The sequence below is a fragment of the Pseudomonas furukawaii genome (genome assembly GCF_002355475.1).
Taxonomy (GTDB): domain Bacteria; phylum Pseudomonadota; class Gammaproteobacteria; order Pseudomonadales; family Pseudomonadaceae; genus Metapseudomonas; species Metapseudomonas furukawaii.
On the sequence record NZ_AP014862.1, the window covers coordinates 1,157,695 to 1,173,425 of the forward strand.

At 67.2% G+C, this 15,731-nt stretch carries 12 protein-coding genes; 6 read left to right on the plus strand and 6 right to left on the minus strand.

Translation table 11 applies throughout. The annotated features are described in order from the left end of the window. The first annotated feature begins 42 nt into the window (after positions 1-42). From der to KF707C_RS05435, 5 genes are all read left to right on the plus strand, one after another. The gene (gene der / locus KF707C_RS05415) at positions 43-1,521 is read left to right on the plus strand and encodes a ribosome biogenesis GTPase Der (RefSeq protein ID WP_003448363.1); all 1,479 of its coding nucleotides are present in this window, start codon (positions 43-45) and stop codon (positions 1,519-1,521) included. A gap of 178 nt (positions 1,522-1,699) precedes the next feature. Then, positions 1,700-2,848 (plus strand): pyridoxal phosphate-dependent aminotransferase, encoded by a 1,149-nt coding sequence (locus KF707C_RS05420; protein ID WP_003448361.1) that lies wholly within the window; start codon positions 1,700-1,702, stop codon positions 2,846-2,848. After that, positions 2,836-3,630 carry an amidohydrolase gene (locus KF707C_RS05425; RefSeq protein WP_003448360.1) on the plus strand — a complete coding sequence of 265 codons (795 nt, stop codon included), beginning with the start codon at positions 2,836-2,838 and terminating at the stop codon, positions 3,628-3,630. Before KF707C_RS05420 ends, KF707C_RS05425 begins: the two co-directional genes overlap by 13 nt. 213 nt (positions 3,631-3,843) lie before the next feature. Then, positions 3,844-6,774, plus strand: a complete 2,931-nt coding sequence (locus tag KF707C_RS05430) for a carbohydrate-binding protein (protein WP_036990973.1) — start codon at positions 3,844-3,846, stop codon at positions 6,772-6,774. A gap of 84 nt (positions 6,775-6,858) precedes the next feature. Next, positions 6,859-7,224, plus strand: coding sequence for a winged helix-turn-helix transcriptional regulator (locus KF707C_RS05435; RefSeq protein ID WP_051050683.1), 366 nt, complete (start codon positions 6,859-6,861; stop codon positions 7,222-7,224). A gap of 72 nt (positions 7,225-7,296) precedes the next feature. On the opposite strand, the gene leuA is transcribed toward KF707C_RS05435, so the two are convergent. The 4 genes from leuA to xseA form a co-directional block, all read right to left on the minus strand. Continuing rightward, complete coding sequence (leuA, locus tag KF707C_RS05440; protein WP_003448798.1) at positions 7,297-8,967, minus strand: 2-isopropylmalate synthase; 1,671 nt, start codon at positions 8,965-8,967, stop codon at positions 7,297-7,299. Between the two features lie 349 nt (positions 8,968-9,316). Further along, complete coding sequence (locus tag KF707C_RS05445; protein ID WP_003448799.1) at positions 9,317-10,540, minus strand: mechanosensitive ion channel family protein; 1,224 nt, start codon at positions 10,538-10,540, stop codon at positions 9,317-9,319. 138 nt (positions 10,541-10,678) lie between these two features. Continuing rightward, the gene (locus tag KF707C_RS05450; protein WP_003448800.1) at positions 10,679-11,503 is read right to left on the minus strand and encodes a peptidoglycan DD-metalloendopeptidase family protein; all 825 of its coding nucleotides are present in this window, start codon (positions 11,501-11,503) and stop codon (positions 10,679-10,681) included. A gap of 2 nt (positions 11,504-11,505) precedes the next feature. Then, positions 11,506-12,885 (minus strand): exodeoxyribonuclease VII large subunit, encoded by a 1,380-nt coding sequence (gene xseA / locus KF707C_RS05455; RefSeq protein ID WP_003448801.1) that lies wholly within the window; start codon positions 12,883-12,885, stop codon positions 11,506-11,508. A 100-nt stretch (positions 12,886-12,985) separates the two neighbouring features. Between xseA and KF707C_RS05460 the strand changes: the two genes are divergently transcribed. Beyond that, positions 12,986-13,555 carry a hypothetical protein gene (locus KF707C_RS05460; protein ID WP_003448802.1) on the plus strand — a complete coding sequence of 190 codons (570 nt, stop codon included), beginning with the start codon at positions 12,986-12,988 and terminating at the stop codon, positions 13,553-13,555. Here KF707C_RS05460 and KF707C_RS05465 read toward each other — a convergent pair. Beyond that, a complete protein-coding gene (locus tag KF707C_RS05465) occupies positions 13,552-14,907 on the minus strand; it encodes an OprD family outer membrane porin (RefSeq protein WP_003448803.1) in 1,356 nt (451 codons plus the stop codon). The genes KF707C_RS05460 and KF707C_RS05465 overlap by 4 nt on opposite strands. Positions 14,908-14,959: 52 nt before the next feature. Next, the gene (locus KF707C_RS05470; protein ID WP_003448804.1) at positions 14,960-15,673 is read right to left on the minus strand and encodes an acid phosphatase; all 714 of its coding nucleotides are present in this window, start codon (positions 15,671-15,673) and stop codon (positions 14,960-14,962) included. Positions 15,674-15,731 lie beyond the last annotated feature (58 nt).

The window sequence follows — 15,731 nt, forward strand, 5'->3', positions numbered from 1 at the left end:
CAGCGGCCTTTGTGTTTTCTGAAATAACCAGTGGAGAGCCTCATGGTTCCCGTAATCGCCCTGGTGGGTCGGCCCAACGTCGGCAAGTCCACCCTGTTCAACCGCCTGACCAAGACCCGAAACGCCATCGTCGCGGAGTACGCCGGTCTGACCCGTGACCGCCAGTACGGCGAGGCGAAATGGCAGGGTCGCACCTACATCGTCATCGACACCGGCGGTATCTCCGGAGATGAGGAAGGTATCGACGCGAAGATGGCCGAGCAGTCCCTGCAGGCTATCGAAGAGGCCGATGCGGTGCTCTTCATGGTCGATTCCCGCGCCGGCATGACCGCCGCCGACCAGATGATCGCCGAGCACCTGCGCAAGCGGAACAAGCGCAGCTTCCTCGTGGCCAACAAGGTGGACACCGTCGACCCGGACATCGCCCGCGCCGAGTTCAGCCCGCTGGGCCTCGGAGACGCCCTGCCCATCGCCGCGGCCCATGGCCGGGGCATCGGCCAGATGCTGCAGGCCGCCCTGGGCGAGTTCGCCCGCGACGAGGGGGCTGACGAGGAGGAGGCCGCCGAAGCCGAAGTGGTCGCCGAAGGCGAGGAAGCCAAGCGCATTCCCGGCCCGAGCGAGAAGGACGGCATCAAGATCGCCATCATCGGCCGCCCCAATGTCGGCAAGTCGACCCTGGTGAACCGCATGCTCGGCGAGGAGCGGGTGATCGTCTACGATCAGGCCGGCACCACCCGCGACAGCATCTACATCCCTTTCGAACGCAACGACGAGAAGTACACCCTCATCGACACCGCCGGCGTGCGCCGTCGCGGCAAAATCTTCGAGGCGGTGGAAAAATTCTCCGTGGTCAAGACCCTGCAGGCGATCCAGGACGCCAACGTGGTGATCTTCGTCATGGACGCCCGGGAAGGCGTGGTGGAGCACGACCTCAACCTGCTGGGCTTCGTGCTGGAAACCGGCCGTGCGCTGGTGATTGCCCTGAACAAGTGGGACGGCATGGATTCCGGCGAGCGCGACTACGTCAAGACCGAGCTGGAGCGCCGGCTGTTCTTCGTCGACTTCGCGGATATCCACTTCATCTCCGCGCTGCATGGCACCGGCGTCGGCCACCTGTACAAGTCGGTGCAGGAGTCCTTCCGCTCCGCCATCACCCGCTGGCCCACCAGCCGCCTGACCCAGATCCTCGAGGACGCGGTGCAGGAGCACCAGCCGCCTTTGGTCAACGGCCGTCGCATCAAGCTGCGCTACGCCCACCTGGGTGGCGCGAACCCGCCGCTGATCGTGATCCACGGCAACCAGGTGGAGTCGGTGCCCAAGTCCTACTCCCGTTACCTGGAGAACACCTATCGCCGCGTGCTGAAGCTGGTGGGCACGCCGATCCGCATCGAGTACAAGGGCGGCGATAACCCCTACGAGGGCAAGACCAACAAGCTCACCGAGCGTCAGGTGAACAAGAAGCGTCGCCTCATGTCGCACCACAAGAAGGCCGAGAAGAAGCGCCGCGACAAGAAGCGCTGATTCCGGACGAACGAGGAGGGCGCCTGCGGGCGCCTTTTTCGTTTCCGCCCTCGGGGCGTGCGGTCCCGGTAGACGCGAGCGCGCTCGCGAACGGCACCGCGAGCGGTGCTCGCTCCTACAGAGTCGTTTCCCGCGTTAAGCTATGGCGCATCTCCCAATCGCCAACAGCCGGATTGCAATGATCACCAGCAAGCTGCCCAACGTCGGCACCACCATCTTCACCCAGATGTCCCAACTGGCCGCCGAAGTCGGCGCCATCAACCTGTCCCAGGGCTTTCCCGACTTTCCCGCGCCGGTGGCGCTGTGCGAGGCCGTGGGCAAGCACATCGCCCTGGGCCACAACCAGTACGCCCCGATGACCGGCCTGCCGGCCCTGCGTGAGCAGGTGGCGAGCAAGGTCGCCAGCTTCTATGGGCGTTCGGTCAGCGCCGACAGCGAGGTGACCATCACCCCGGGCGCTACCGAAGCCATCTTCTGCGCCCTCCAGGCGGTGGTGCGCGCCGGTGACGAGGTCATCGTCCTCGACCCCTGCTACGACAGTTACGAGCCCTCGGTGGAGCTCGCTGGCGGCCGCTGCGTTCACGTGCCGTTGGCATTGCCGGGGTTCTCCATCGACTGGCAGCGGATGACGGACGCCCTGAGCCCCCGCACCCGCATGATCATCCTGAACAGCCCCCACAATCCCAGCGGTGCGCTGATTTCCCGCGCCGAGCTGGACTGGTTGGCGGCGCTGATCCGTGACCGCGACATCTACCTGGTTTCCGACGAGGTCTACGAACACCTGGTGTTCGACGGCGTGGGTCACGTCAGCGTACTGGCTCACGACGAACTCTATGCCCGCGCCTTCGTGGTCAGCTCCTTCGGCAAGACCTACCACGTCACCGGCTGGAAGACCGGCTATGTGGTGGCGCCGCCAGCGCTGTCGGCGGAGCTGCGCAAGGTCCACCAGTACGTCAACTTCTGCGGCGTCACGCCGCTGCAGTGGGCGCTGGCCGACTTCATGGCCGCCCACCCGGAGCACCTGGCCGAGTTGCCGGGCTTCTACCAGGCCAAGCGCGACCTCTTCTGCGACTTGCTGGCGGACTCCCGTTTCCGTTTCACCCGTGCCGCCGGGACCTACTTCCAACTGGTGGACTACAGCGCCATCCGCCCCGACCTGGACGATGTGGCCATGTCCGAATGGCTCACCCGCGAGCACGGCGTGGCCGCCATTCCGGTATCGGTCTTCTACCGAGAGGCCCCCAGGGACCTGCGGCTGGTGCGCTTCTGCTTCGCCAAACGTGAGGAGACGCTGCGTCAGGCAGCGGAGAAACTATGCGCGATCTGAGCTCCCTGCCCGACCTGAAGCTGGCCCTGGTACAGACCACCCTGGCCTGGCACGACCGTGAGGCCAACCTGGCCCGTTTCGAGGCGTTGCTGGACCAGGCCCGAGGCGCCGACCTGGTGATCCTGCCGGAGATGTTCACCACCGGCTTCTCCATGGACTCCGAAAATCTGGCCGAGCCCGAACAGGGACCGACCCACGCCTGGCTGCGTCAACAGGCCAAGCGGATCGATGCGGTGATCACCGGCAGCCTGATCATCCGCGTCGCGGATGGTACGCACCGCAACCGCCTGCTCTGGGCGCGCCCGGATGGCGAGGTGCTGCATTACGACAAGCGCCACCTGTTCCGCATGGCCGGCGAGCACAAGCACTACAGCCCGGGCGAGGTGCAGGCGCTGTTCGAACTCAAGGGCTGGCGGGTGCGGCCCTTGATCTGCTACGACCTGCGCTTCCCGGTCTGGAGCCGTGACTCCCAGGACACCGACCTGCTGCTCTACACCGCCAACTGGCCGGCCGCGCGCCGTCACCACTGGAATCGCCTGATTCCCGCGCGGGCCATCGAGAACCTCTGTTATGTGGCGGCGGTGAACCGCGTAGGCACCGACGGCAAGGGCCACCCCTACAGCGGCGACAGCCAGGTGCTGGACTTCCAGGGCGAGTCCCTGCTGGACGCCGGCGACGGCGACGGCGTGTTTCACGCGAGCCTCTCCGCCGCGCAACTGGCGGCCTACCGAGAGCGCTTCCCCGCCTACCTGGATGCGGATGATTTCACCCTGGCGAGATGATCCAGCCGCCATCGCCTGGTGGGCGCTCAGGGCCCGCCAGGTCGCTTCCGTCTAGTACCCGTCCGAAATGACCCGCCTTTGTTTTACAGGAACCCGGGCCCCCGCCTAGGATCCACCCCGCCGGCAATAACCCCCTTCCTTCCATTTCCCAGCGCGGATCGCTTGCCTGTGCCGCTGTGCCAGGTGTCGCGCTGGAAACCTTCAGGACTGGTCATGCCGAGCCCTAGACTGACTGCGTTATCCCGTTCCACCCGCCACTGGGTGGCCTCCCTTGGCACCGCCGCGCTGCTGCCCCTGGTCGCGCCGGCACAGGCCGATACGATCCGGGCCCCGGGTCCGACCGACCATGAAGTGACCACGCTCAAGGGACACTTCATCGATACCCGGGCCTTCAAGCCGACCCTGCTGCGCAACCAGGTCCCCGTGGGCAGCGAGCGCCTGAGGGAAGAAACCGGCCTGGATATCCGCCGCCTGGAAGCCGACGGCCACGACCGCTTCCCCGGGCTGCAGGTACTGATCGGACGTGCCGAGAACCGCCAGCGCAACGCCATGGGTGCCAGCGAGATCTACATCGCCACCCGCGACGATGGTCGCTTCGTGGCGCTGCTGCCGGATGCCGGGACCATCATCCGTGGCGATGCGGACGGCGAGCAGACCCTGATCCGCTTCGACGCGCTCCACGCTCACGCGCCCCATGTGGTCGACTCCCTGGAGCCACTGCGACAGGAGTTGCCCGGAACGATGGAAAGCCGTAGCGGCCAGCGCAGCCTGGCCCTGAACCGCAACGCTGCGGGCGAACTGGTCATCGACTTGCTGGCGGGATTCTCGGCCAGATCGGCGACCTACATCGGCGACCACGAGGCCTATGCGCTGGCCCAGGTGGCGTCGGTCAACCGCGCCCTCGAGCAATCCCGGGTACCGGGCGTGCGCCTGCGCCTGGTGGGAACCCAGGTTTTGCCGGATGACCTCCCCGTCACCACGGCCAGCCTGAGTCGGCTCGGCAGTCTCTTCGCCGACGGCATGGGCCGCTACAGCCCGGACCTGGTGGCCGCCTTCGTGGTGGGGGAGCCTAAGCAGGACACCGCCGTGGGCTGGGCCTATGTCAATGGTCGCTACAGCATTAACTACATCAACTCGGCGGCGGTGTTCCGTCATGAGGTGGCGCATAACGCCGGCGGCAGCCACTGCTCCGACGGCAGCAGCCACAAGTTCGGCTACAACAACGGACGGGTGGGCACCATCCTCTGCGGCAACCAGGTGCCGTTCTTCTCCAACCCCGAACTGAAAGACCGCCTCGGCCTGCCTCTGGGAGACGCGAGAACCGCCAATATGGCCCGGGTCTGGCGGGAAAACGCGGCGAAGATGTCGGCCTACAGCCCTTCGGTCGTCGCGCTGGAGGAAGAGCGGCAAGACCGCCTGCTGGAAGAGCGTGTGAGCCTGGGCCGCGACCAGTGGCACTACATCCCGCTGGACGTGCCGGAAGGCACCCGGCGCCTGGTAATCCTGGGCAGCCTGGGGGACGGCTCCGACCGAGGCAACGACCGGGCTGCCCTGTTGCTCAAGCGAGGTGCGAAGCCCACCGCCGACGATCATGACCTGGCCTCCCGGGACAGCATCTCGCCCTTCCTGGCCCTGGATGAACCGGCCCCGGGACGCTGGTACCTGGCGGTTCGCCCCGAGAAGGGCAGGGCGCTGGAGGATATGCACCTTCAGAGCTTCGCCTATGCCGTCGAGAAGGATCACGCCAAGGCGCGCTACCTGCGCCTGGTGGCCACGTCTTCCATCGATGGCAAGGCGCTGGCCAGCGCCGCCGAGTTGAACCTGGCCGATGCCAGGGGGCGACTGCTGTCCCGGGAGGGCTGGCGAGTTCACTCGGTGAGCAGCGCGAACGCGGCATCCGAGGGAGGCAGCCATGCCATCGATGGCCGTGCCAACTCTTACTGGACCACGGTGCCGGGCGCCGCCTACCCCCATGAGATGGTCATCGACCTGGGAGCGGAGCAGCGCTTCTCCCAGCTCCACTACCTGCCCCAGCAGGTGCGCGGCCTGGAGGGAAACATCAAGGGCTACCGCATCTATGGCAGCGATTCCCCGACGGGCGACTGGTCGCTGCTGGGCGAGGGCGAGTTCGCCGCCACCAACGATGTCCAGGTAGCCGGCCTGAAAGCCCGCGAGGCGGCCCAGCCGCCCCTGGTGGCGATCGCCGGGGTGACCGAAGCCGAGGCCGGCGCAGCCGTCACCCTGGACGCCTCCGCATCCAGCGATCCCCAGGGCGGCGCCCTGAGTTACGCCTGGTCGGTAACGCCGCGCCTGGATTACGAGTTCGATGGCCCAAGGCTGGCGTTCAAGGCCCCGGAACTGGACCGGGACACGCGTTACGTCTTCACCCTGACCCTGGACAATGGCCGCAAGAGCGCCAGCAGCCAGCACCCGGTGCTGGTCAAGGCCCATCGCAGCCTTGGCTGTCAGCCGGACTGGAGTGCCCAGACCATCTACTGGCAGGGGGACAAGGTACAGCTCGGCGGAAGGCTGTTCGAGGCCCGCTGGTGGAGCCGTGGCCAGCGGCCCGGGGATCCCGCGTTCACCGGTGGCGAAGGCAGCGGCAAGGTCTGGAGTGACCTCGGCGCCTGCCAGGGAGACGCCAAACCCGAAACCCCGCCGGCCGAGCCGCCCGCGATTCTGCCACCCCAGGCCAGCATCGATGGGCTGTCCGAGGCCCGTGCCGGTGACAGCGTCAGGCTCAGCGCCGCTGGGTCCAGCGATCCCAATGGCCTGCCGTTGACTTACCGCTGGAGCGTGACGCCGTCCCTGGACTTCCAGGCCAAGGGCGCCGACCTGAGCTTTGTCGCGCCGAAACTGGACAAGGACCAGACCTACAGCTTCAGCCTGGTGCTCGGCAACGGTCACCACCAGGTGACCCGCAACCACCAGGTACGGGTACAGGGCGAGCCGACCCAGCACCCCGGGGCCTGCGCCCAACCCTGGTCCGCTGGCGCCGTCTACCGGGAACAGGACCAGGTCACCCATGGCGGGCGCCTCTACCAGGCCCGTTGGTGGACCCGGGGCAGCGAACCCGGCAATCCGGCCTTCACCGGCGCCGATGGCAGCGGCAAGGTCTGGCGCGACCAGGGAACCTGCCGCTGAGGCCCGGCGACCGGCCTGCCACTGGCGGGCCGGTCGCCAACTCCTTAGCATTCCTCCATTGCGCAACGCGGCGGGAATGCACCCATGAGTGAACATCATGCCCTGCCAGCCTCGGGTTCGAGGCTGGCATTGGGGGACAAGGTCTACAACACGCCGGTGGAGGTCACCCTGGCCGTGATCGGCGGCAAGTGGAAGGCCCTGCTGCTCTACCACCTGATTCCGGGCACCCGGCGATTCTCCGAGCTGCGCCGTCTGGTGCCGGACATCACCGAGAAGGTGCTGGCCCAGCAACTGCGGGAGCTGGAGCGGGACGGGGTGGTGGTCCGCGCCGTCTACGCCGAAATGCCGCCCCGGGTGGAGTACAGCCTGACGGAGCACGGCCTGAGCCTGCGTCCGGTGCTGGATGCCATGTGCGCCTGGGGCAAGTGCCACTGGCAGCAGCAGGGCTAGTCCCGGCGTTCTCCCGCCCCCGAAACGAAGAACCCCGCCGACCGGCGGGGTTCTTTTTCAGCGTCGTACCACTCAGGCCGCTTCAGCCTCGGCCTGGCTCAGGGCGCGGTTCAGCGCGCTGAACAGGGCACGGAAGCTGGCGGTGGTGAGGTTCTCGTCGATGCCGATGCCGTGCAGTGCACGACCGCCATTGACCCGCAGCTCGATGTACGCGGCGGCCTTGGCGTTTGTGCCGGCGCCGATGGCATGCTCGGAGTAGTCCATCACCTCCACCTTCACCGGCAGGCTGGCCACCAGGGCCTCCAGCGGGCCCTTGCCCATGCCGCGCAGGTGCTGGGTGTCGCCCTTGACCTGGACTTCGATATCCACCGCGCTGGTGCCGTTCTCCTCCTGCAGGCGATGGCCTTTCAGGGTGTAGGGCGTGGTCGCCTGCAGGTACTCGCTGTCCAGCAGGGCGTAGATCTGCTCGGCGGTCATCTCCAGGCCGAGACGGTCGGTCTCCTTCTGCACCACCTGGCTGAACTCGATCTGCATGCGGCGGGGCAGGCTGATGCCGTACTCCTGCTCCAGCAGGAAGGTGATGCCGCCCTTGCCGGACTGGCTGTTGACGCGGATGACCGCCTCGTAGCTGCGGCCGATGTCGGCCGGGTCGATCGGCAGGTAGGGCACTTCCCAGAGGGCGTCGTCCTGCTGCTGGGCGAAGCCCTTGCGGATGGCGTCCTGGTGGGAGCCGGAGAAGGCGGTGTGCACCAGGTCGCCCACATAGGGATGACGCGGGTGGACCGGCAGCTGGTTGCACTCCTCCACCACCTTGCGCACGGCGTCGATGTCGGAGAAGTCCAGCTGCGGGTGCAGGCCCTGGGTGTACATGTTCAGCGCCAGGGTCACCAGGTCGACGTTGCCGGTACGCTCGCCGTTGCCGAACAGGCAGCCTTCCACGCGGTCGGCACCGGCCATCAGGCCCAGCTCGGTGGCGGCCACGCCGGTACCCCGGTCATTGTGGGTGTGCAGGCTGATGATCACCGAGTCGCGGCGGCTGATGCGGCGGCCGAACCACTCGATCTGGTCGGCGTACACGTTCGGGGTGGCGCATTCCACGGTGGCCGGCAGGTTGAGGATGATCTTCTTCTCGGGAGTGGGCTGCCAGACGCCGATCACGGCGTCGCAGACCTCGACGGCGAAGTCCAGCTCGGTGGAGCTGAAGATCTCCGGCGAGTACTGGAAGGTCCAGTCGGTTTCCGGCTGCTTGGCGGCCAGTTCGCGGATCAGGGTGGCGGCCTTCACGGCGATGTCGACCACGCCGGCCTTGTCCTGGTTGAAGACGATGCGGCGGAAGGACGGCGCGGTGGCGTTGTAGACGTGGACGATGGCTTTCTTCGCGCCCTTCAGGGACTCGAAGGTGCGGGTGATCAGGTCCTCGCGGGCCTGGGTCAGCACCTGGATGGTCACGTCATCGGGAATGTGGCCGCCCTCGATCAGTTCGCGGACGAAGTTGAAGTCGGTATCGGAGGCGGAGGGGAAGGCCACCTCGATCTCCTTCAGGCCCACCTGCACCAGGGTCTTGAAGAACCGCATCTTCTTCTGCGCGTCCATCGGCTCGATCAGCGACTGGTTGCCGTCGCGCAGGTCGGAGCTGCACCAGATCGGCACTTCGGTGATGGTCTTCGACGGCCAGGTACGGTCCGGCAGGTCGATGGCGGGGAAGGCGCGGTACTTCTTGGACGGATCTTTCAGCATGGTCATGGGACGAATCCTTGTTCTGCGGGCCGCAGGCGGGCGGCCTGATTGCGAGTGGGGTGTGCGCGGCGGGGGGATTCAGCTACGCAGTCGCGGGCTGACCAGTCGCAGGCAGGCGTGTTGACGCAGGAGGATGAGGGTATGTGCGGTTTTCATAGGGGCTAACCCTATTCATCGTGAGTGAATATGGCAAGCATCCCAGAAAAAATGGTGAAAAAGAGCGCAAGAATCTGCAAGTGAGTTATTTATTGCGGAAGCTTTGCGTATTTCTTGATTGAGTTGCGCTTGGTGTTGGGGCGCGCGGAAGTCCCCCCACGAATCACCCTGGATCAGGCAATTCGTGGGCAGGCAGGACTCAATCAGCGGCGGGCAGGCGCAGGGCGCGCATGTCGGCGCCGCTCGGGTGCTGGAATACCCGCAGGCCGAACTCCGGCAGGATTGCCAGCAGGTGGTCGAAGATGTCCGACTGGATGGCCTCGTAGCGGGCCCAGGCGGTGGTGTTGGTGAAGCAGTAGAGCTCCAGGGGCAGGCCGTCGGCGGTGGGCGCCATCTGCCGCACCAGCAGGGTCATGTCCTTGCGGATATCCGGGGTTTCCCGCAGGTAATGCTCGACGTAGGCGCGGAAGGTGCCGAGGTTGGTCAGCTGGCGGCTGTTGATCGGCAGGCGATGGGGCTCGGCCAGTTGGCTGTTCCAGGACAGCAGCTCGCTTTCCTTGGCCTTGAGGTAGCCGTCCAGCAATCGAACGCCGTGCAGCCGCGCGATCTCGTCCCGGTCCAGGAAGCGCACGCTGTTCTGGTCCAGATAGAGGGAGCGCTTGATTCGGCGCCCGCCGGACTCCTGCATGCCGCGCCAGTTCTTGAACGAGTCGGTGATGAAGCGCTTGGTGGGAATGGTGGTGATGGTCTTGTCCCAGTTCTGCACCTTCACCGTGTGCAGGGCGATGTCGATCACATCGCCGTCGGCATTCAGCTGGGGCATCTCCACCCAGTCGCCAACGCGGATGATGTCGTTGGAGGTGATCTGCACGCTGGCCACCAGGGACAGCAGCGTGTCCTGGAAGATCAGCAGCAGCACCGCGGCCATGGCGCCCAGGCCGGACAGCAGGATCAGCGGCGAGCGGTCGATCAGGCTGGCGATCATCAGGATGGTGGCGATGGCGAAGATGGCGATCTTCAGCACCTGGATGTAGCCCTTGATGGGGCGCAGGTGGGCGTCCTTGCGGCGCTGGTAGAGGCTGTTGACGATATTCAGCGCGGCGCTGAGCGCCAGGGCGATGGTGAGGATGATGAAGGCGGTGCAGACATTGGTGATCACCTCCACCAGGGCGCCGGGAAGGTTCGGCACCACCTTGACGCCGAAGGCCAGCACCAGGGCCGGCACCACATTGGCCAGGCGCTTGATCAGCCCGTGGTCCTGGATCTGCGCGCCGGTGAGGCGGAACAGGCCGCGCAGGAGGATGCGCCGCACGATCCAGTTGGACAGCCACGCCAGGAAGAGGAGTACGGAGGTGCTGACGATGGTGTGCAGTTCCTGATGCTGCCGCAGCCAGTCCAGCCAGTGGGTGATTTCGCCTTGCATGGGCTGTTCCCTTCAATGATCCGATTGGGTGGGCGCGTGCCCGGGAACCGCGGGACCTTAGCAAATCATTCTTTCGGTCCAAACCTCGGGATGTAAGCGCGGGTGTCGGCGCGGTTCCCGTCTGCGGTGGCGCGTGGCTCAGGGTTTATAGGCGCCGATGAAAATGGCCGGGTCCACCCGCACGTCATTTAGGCTGACGTTCCAGTGCATGTGCGGCCCGGTGGCGCGGCCGGTGGCGCCGACCCGCCCGAGCACGCCGCCACGGGGCAATGCTTGGCCGAGCTTCACGTCGACCTTCGACAGGTGGCAGAACATGCTGATCAGCCCCTGGCCGTGGTCGACGAACACGGTCTTGCCATTGAAGAAGTAGTCGCCGATGAGGATCACCTTGCCGGCAGCCGGCGCCTTGATGGGGGTTCCCGCGCCGACGGCGAAATCCAGGCCGGAGTGCGGGTTGCGCTCCTCGCCATTGAAGAAGCGACGCAGGCCGAACGGGCTGGAGAGGGGGCCGTTCACCGGTTTGTCGAACAGCAGGTTGCTCGGGGTGCCGGCGCTGAAGCTGCGGTAGGCGCGGGTCTGCTCGGCCAGCTCGCGATCGATGCGCTTGAGGTCTTCCGGTAGCGGGTTCACCTGTCGGGTATTGGCCAGTTTGATGTGCTGCTCGCGGTAGCTGCGCGAGCCGACCTCGAAGGACAGCGTGCGGCCGTCGCCGACCTCGATCCGCTGCTGCCCGGCCCCTGTGCCCAGGGGAATTCCGACGATGGCGATCCAGTCGCGGTTCTCCTCCTTGATCACCAGCACCGGCTTGCCCTGGAAGCGCGCCGTGGGGGCCTCGCCGCCGCTGCCGAGCCGAACCACGGCGACGCCGCCGGGCACCGGTTTGTTCAGCAGGCGAGTGATGAAACCTTCCGCCTGGGCGGGGAGGGCGAGGCAGGCGGCGAGCAGGAAGGCGATCAGGCGCATGGTCAATCCAGCAGGGACAGGTTCACGGGAGTCAGGTGGTTGTCCTCGACGCGCACCTCCAGCTCGCCCTCCGCCAGGCGCGCCGTGAGGCGCTGGCCGGTGCGGGTCTGCTCGGCACTGCGAATGGCGTTGCCGCGCTCGTCGAGGAGGATGCTGTAGCCGCGGCCGAGGGTGGCCAGCGGGCTTACCACGTTCAGGGTCTGGGCCAGGGTTTCCAAGCGTTGGCGGTGATCCTTGAGGACCTCGCGGGTCGCGCGGGGCAGGCGATCGGCCAGGCTGTCCAGCTTCTGCCGCAGCAGCGCCAGGGTGCGTCCCGGATGTTGCGCGGCGAGTCGGGTATCCAGTCGCGCCAGCCGCTCCTGGCGAATCTGCCGCTGGCGCTCGAAGGCGCGGCGCAGGCGCATGTCCAGGTCATCCAGGCGCTGGGCTTGCTGGCGCAGGCGTTCACCGGGATGGCGCAGGCGTCGGGCCATGCCGTCCAGGCGCAGGCGTTCGCGGGACAGCTGCTCCCGCATGCGCAGCACCAGGCGCCGCTGCAGGCTGTCGAGGCGGCGTTGCAGGTCGCCGGCGTCCGGTGCCAGCAGTTCCGCCGCGGCGGAGGGCGTGGGTGCCCGGACATCGGCGACGAAGTCGGCGATGGACACGTCGGTCTCATGGCCCACGGCGCTGACGATGGGCGTTCGGCAGGCGGCCACGGCGCGTGCCACGGCCTCTTCGTTGAAGCACCAGAGGTCTTCGAGCGAGCCGCCGCCCCGGGCGAGGATCAGGGCATCGAAGCCCCGGGCATCGGCCGTGGCCAGGGCGCGGACGATCTGCGCGGTGGCTTCGCGGCCCTGTACGGCGGTGGGGATCAAGGTCAGGCGGATCTGCGGTGCGCGGCGGCGGAAGACGCTGATGATGTCGCGGATCACCGCCCCGGTGGGTGAGCTGACGATGCCGATGTGCCGGGGATGCGCCGGCAGCGGGCGTTTGCGCTCGGCGGCGAAGAGTCCCTCCGCCGCCAGCTTCTCCTTCAGGGCCTCGAAGGCCAGGCGCAGGGCGCCGTCACCGGCCGGTTCGACCGCATCGGCGATCAACTGGTAGTCGCCGCGTCCCTCGAACAGCGAGACCTTGCCGCGTACCCGCACGGCGAGGCCGTCCCGCAGGGCCTGTCGGACCTTCAGGGCGTTCTGCCGGAACAGGGCGCAACGTACCTGGGCCTGGCTGTCCTTGAGGGTGAAATAGAGGTGGCCGGACGCCGGGCGGGCGAGGTTGGAGATTTCGCCCTCCACCCAGACCTGGGGGAACACGTCCTCCAGCAGGTGGCGCGCACGCTGGTTCAGTTGGCTGACGGTCAGCACCTCGCGGTCGAGGCCGAGCCGTTGAAAAGGGTCTTTGAGCATGGGGCGGAATGATAATGGCTTTGTCGCCATGCACCATAGTTGACGTGCAAGGCGTGGCGATTAAGCTGCGCCCCCTTTGCACGTCGGGCGGAGGAAACGGATGGAATACAGTCAACTGATCTTGGTGCCCCAGCTGTCCAGCGTGCCCGGGCACCAGGCCCTGGCAGGACGCATGCTGCGCTGGCTGGCTCAGCGGCAGGTGGTCGAGGCGCTGCCCAGTACCTGTGGCCTGCGTGGCAACCGCATGGCCTATGTCATCGGTCCCGGTGCGCGGCAGGTGGTGGAACACCCCGACCGGCTGCCGTTCGGCCAGCCGGTGAGCGGCCTGGAGCTGGTGGACAAACGCTGCATCTATACCCCCACGCGGAATTTCCTCCATGAAGCGGGTTGCCCCGAATGCCGGCAGGAAATCGGCGAACCGCTGTTCGAGAGCCTGGAGGAGTGGTGGCCGGGGACCACCGACAACTTCACCTGCCCGGAGTGCGGCTTCGAGGACGACATCAACGGCTTCCTCTTCCTGCAGCCCTGCGGCTTTTCCAACCTGGGCTTCATCTTCAACGGCTGGGGCGATACCCGCTTCACCGAGGGCTTCCTCGACGCCTTCGGCGAACGCCTCGGGTTCGCGGTCCGCCAGGTGTGGACCCACGCCGAAGGCCCCGCGCCCCGTTAGAGGATGTCCAGCGGATAGATCAGACGCAGCCGCACCTGGTCGATGGAACCGTCGGCCTGGGCGCGGTTGCCCCGGTGCCAGATCTGCGTCGCCCGCAGTTGCAGGTTCTTCAGTGGCCCGGCGGGCAGGGTGTAGCGCAGGTCCAGGTCCCACTCATGGTGTCGGCCGTCGCGGCCGTAGAGTCCGTGATAGAGACCGTCCGTCGGCGCCCGGCTGCCGTCCACGCCCCAGCCCCGCTGGTGGCGGATCGACGCGTTCAGCTCTGGCAGCCCGAGCCAGGCCAGCTTCTGGTCATAGCGCAGCTGCCAGGAACGTTCGTGGGGGCCGTTGAAGTCCGAATAGGCGGCGGCGTTGGCGAGGAAGATGGACTGGCCTGTCTGGCCGTCGCCGAAGCCGATGTAGTCGAAGGGAGTGTCGGCGTGGGAGCGCTGGAAGGCCAGGGTCAGTCGATGCACGCCATGGCGGTAGCTGAGGGCGTGGGACCAGATGCGGTTGTCGAGGGGGCCCAGGCGCGCGGCGCCCGTGTCGCGGGTGAGGTAGAGGCTGAACTCGTTGCCCAGGGCGCGCCCGGGGCCCAGCTCCAGTTCATGGCCCAGGCGCAGGTAGTGCTGGGTCCAGGCATCCTCCAGGCGGCCCAGGTAGTAGCTGAGGTTCCAGGGCATATCGGTGCGGGTGTCGAAGCCCAGGTAGCTGGCGCTGCCGATGTCGATGCCGTGGCGGTGAGGCTTGGCGTAGACGGTGGATATCCGGCCCCGGCGCTTGCTCTCGGTCGGCCCGGACAGGGCGGTGAGATGGGCGGCTTCCAGGTCCAGGGCGGACCACTGGGCGGTGAACTGCAGGCCGTGGGCCACGCCGGGGAGGATCCGGCTGTTGTCGGCGGCCAGCACTGGGGCCCGGGTGCTGAAGTCGCCATAGCGCAGCCGGGTGTTGGCGGCCCGCAGTTTCAGCGAGCCGCCGGCCTTGCCGTGCCGGTCGCGGGGATGCCCCTGGCCGTCGATCGCGAGGGTGCCGGTTCCGGTGCGTCCGCCTCCGCTGTCCAGCTTGAAGGCCTGCATGGCGAAGGCGTCCACGCCCAGGCCGAGGGTTCCCGGCGTGAAGCCGCTTTGGTAGTGCAATTGCAAGGCCTGGCCCCACTCCTGGCGGTAGCCGTTGCGCTCGGTCTTGGGCTTGAAACGGTTGCGACCGGCGTTGTTCGGGCCGTCGCGGTAGTCACGCTGGAAGAACTGGTTGTTGAAGAGCAGCTGCAGGTGGCTGTCGGTGATGAACTCGGTCCAGTCCTCGGCGCGGGCGTGTCCGCAGGCGAGCAGCGCGGGCAGACAGGCGGCCAGGACCGTCCTGGTGACGATGGGCATGGCGGTTCTCCGGGGGGAGCGGCCAGGGCGTCGCTGTCCTGGCCGCGAGGGCTCAGGGCAGTTGCAGGGTGCGACGGACTTCCTGGCGGGCCAGTTCGAAGTCCTCGCGGATTTCCGCGCGGGTCAGCAGCACGCCGGCCAGCACCGCTGCGGCGACGCGCCCGCCGTCCAGGTCGCTCGGGTAGTGGACGCCGGCGATGACCCGGCTGTGGGCCGCCGCGTCGGCCCGCTCGAACAACGCCTGGCGCCGTTCCGGAACCATGTGCGCCAGGAGCGTGGCGGTGAGGTAGGCGTCCATGGTGTGGCCGCTGGGGTAGGACTCGCCCTGGGGTGGCGGCAGTATCGGCTGCACCCGGTCGTCGCGCTCGTAGGGGCGCGGTCGGGCGTAGTAGTGCTTGGCCGGCATCAGGGTCTGTACCAGGTCCTTGAGTACCCGACGGAACATCCGGGCGGTGTGGGGATGCTTCTCCACCGTGAAGTCCGGGCCGAAGATGCCCCGGGCGAAGGGAAAGGCGGCGTCGGTCAGGTGATCGTCCCGCTTCGCCTGCTCCACCTGCTCCGGGGTCCGGTTCGCCTGGGCGTCGAGCACCCTTTGCAGGTCCTGCACGTCACCCGGGCTGCCCTGGGCGGGTGGCGGCGGCAGGAATTCCGCCAGGGGCAGGGCGTCTTCGGGGAGGTAGGGGCGTGGCGTGGCGGGTTCGGCCTGCAGGCCGACGCTCAGGGCCAGCAGGCTGGCGGCGATCAGGAAGCGGGATTTCGCAAGCATGGCGCTGTTCCTCGTCGGGGTCCCATCGCCGGACGAAAGACCATTCCCGGGCATGTGG

Bases quoted from the DNA above. Each gene is read 5' to 3' on its own strand.
- der (WP_003448363.1), top strand. From the start codon at position 43: ATGGTTCCCGTAATCGCCCTGGTGGGTCGGCCCAACGTCGGCAAGTCC.
- KF707C_RS05420 (WP_003448361.1), top strand. From the start codon at position 1,700: ATGATCACCAGCAAGCTGCCCAACGTCGGCACCACCATCTTCACCCAG.
- KF707C_RS05425 (WP_003448360.1), top strand. From the start codon at position 2,836: ATGCGCGATCTGAGCTCCCTGCCCGACCTGAAGCTGGCCCTGGTACAG.
- KF707C_RS05430 (WP_036990973.1), top strand. From the start codon at position 3,844: ATGCCGAGCCCTAGACTGACTGCGTTATCCCGTTCCACCCGCCACTGG.
- KF707C_RS05435 (WP_051050683.1), top strand. From the start codon at position 6,859: ATGAGTGAACATCATGCCCTGCCAGCCTCGGGTTCGAGGCTGGCATTG.
- leuA (WP_003448798.1), bottom strand. From the start codon at position 8,967: ATGACCATGCTGAAAGATCCGTCCAAGAAGTACCGCGCCTTCCCCGCC.
- KF707C_RS05445 (WP_003448799.1), bottom strand. From the start codon at position 10,540: ATGCAAGGCGAAATCACCCACTGGCTGGACTGGCTGCGGCAGCATCAG.
- KF707C_RS05450 (WP_003448800.1), bottom strand. From the start codon at position 11,503: ATGCGCCTGATCGCCTTCCTGCTCGCCGCCTGCCTCGCCCTCCCCGCC.
- xseA (WP_003448801.1), bottom strand. From the start codon at position 12,885: ATGCTCAAAGACCCTTTTCAACGGCTCGGCCTCGACCGCGAGGTGCTG.
- KF707C_RS05460 (WP_003448802.1), top strand. From the start codon at position 12,986: ATGGAATACAGTCAACTGATCTTGGTGCCCCAGCTGTCCAGCGTGCCC.
- KF707C_RS05465 (WP_003448803.1), bottom strand. From the start codon at position 14,907: ATGCCCATCGTCACCAGGACGGTCCTGGCCGCCTGTCTGCCCGCGCTG.
- KF707C_RS05470 (WP_003448804.1), bottom strand. From the start codon at position 15,673: ATGCTTGCGAAATCCCGCTTCCTGATCGCCGCCAGCCTGCTGGCCCTG.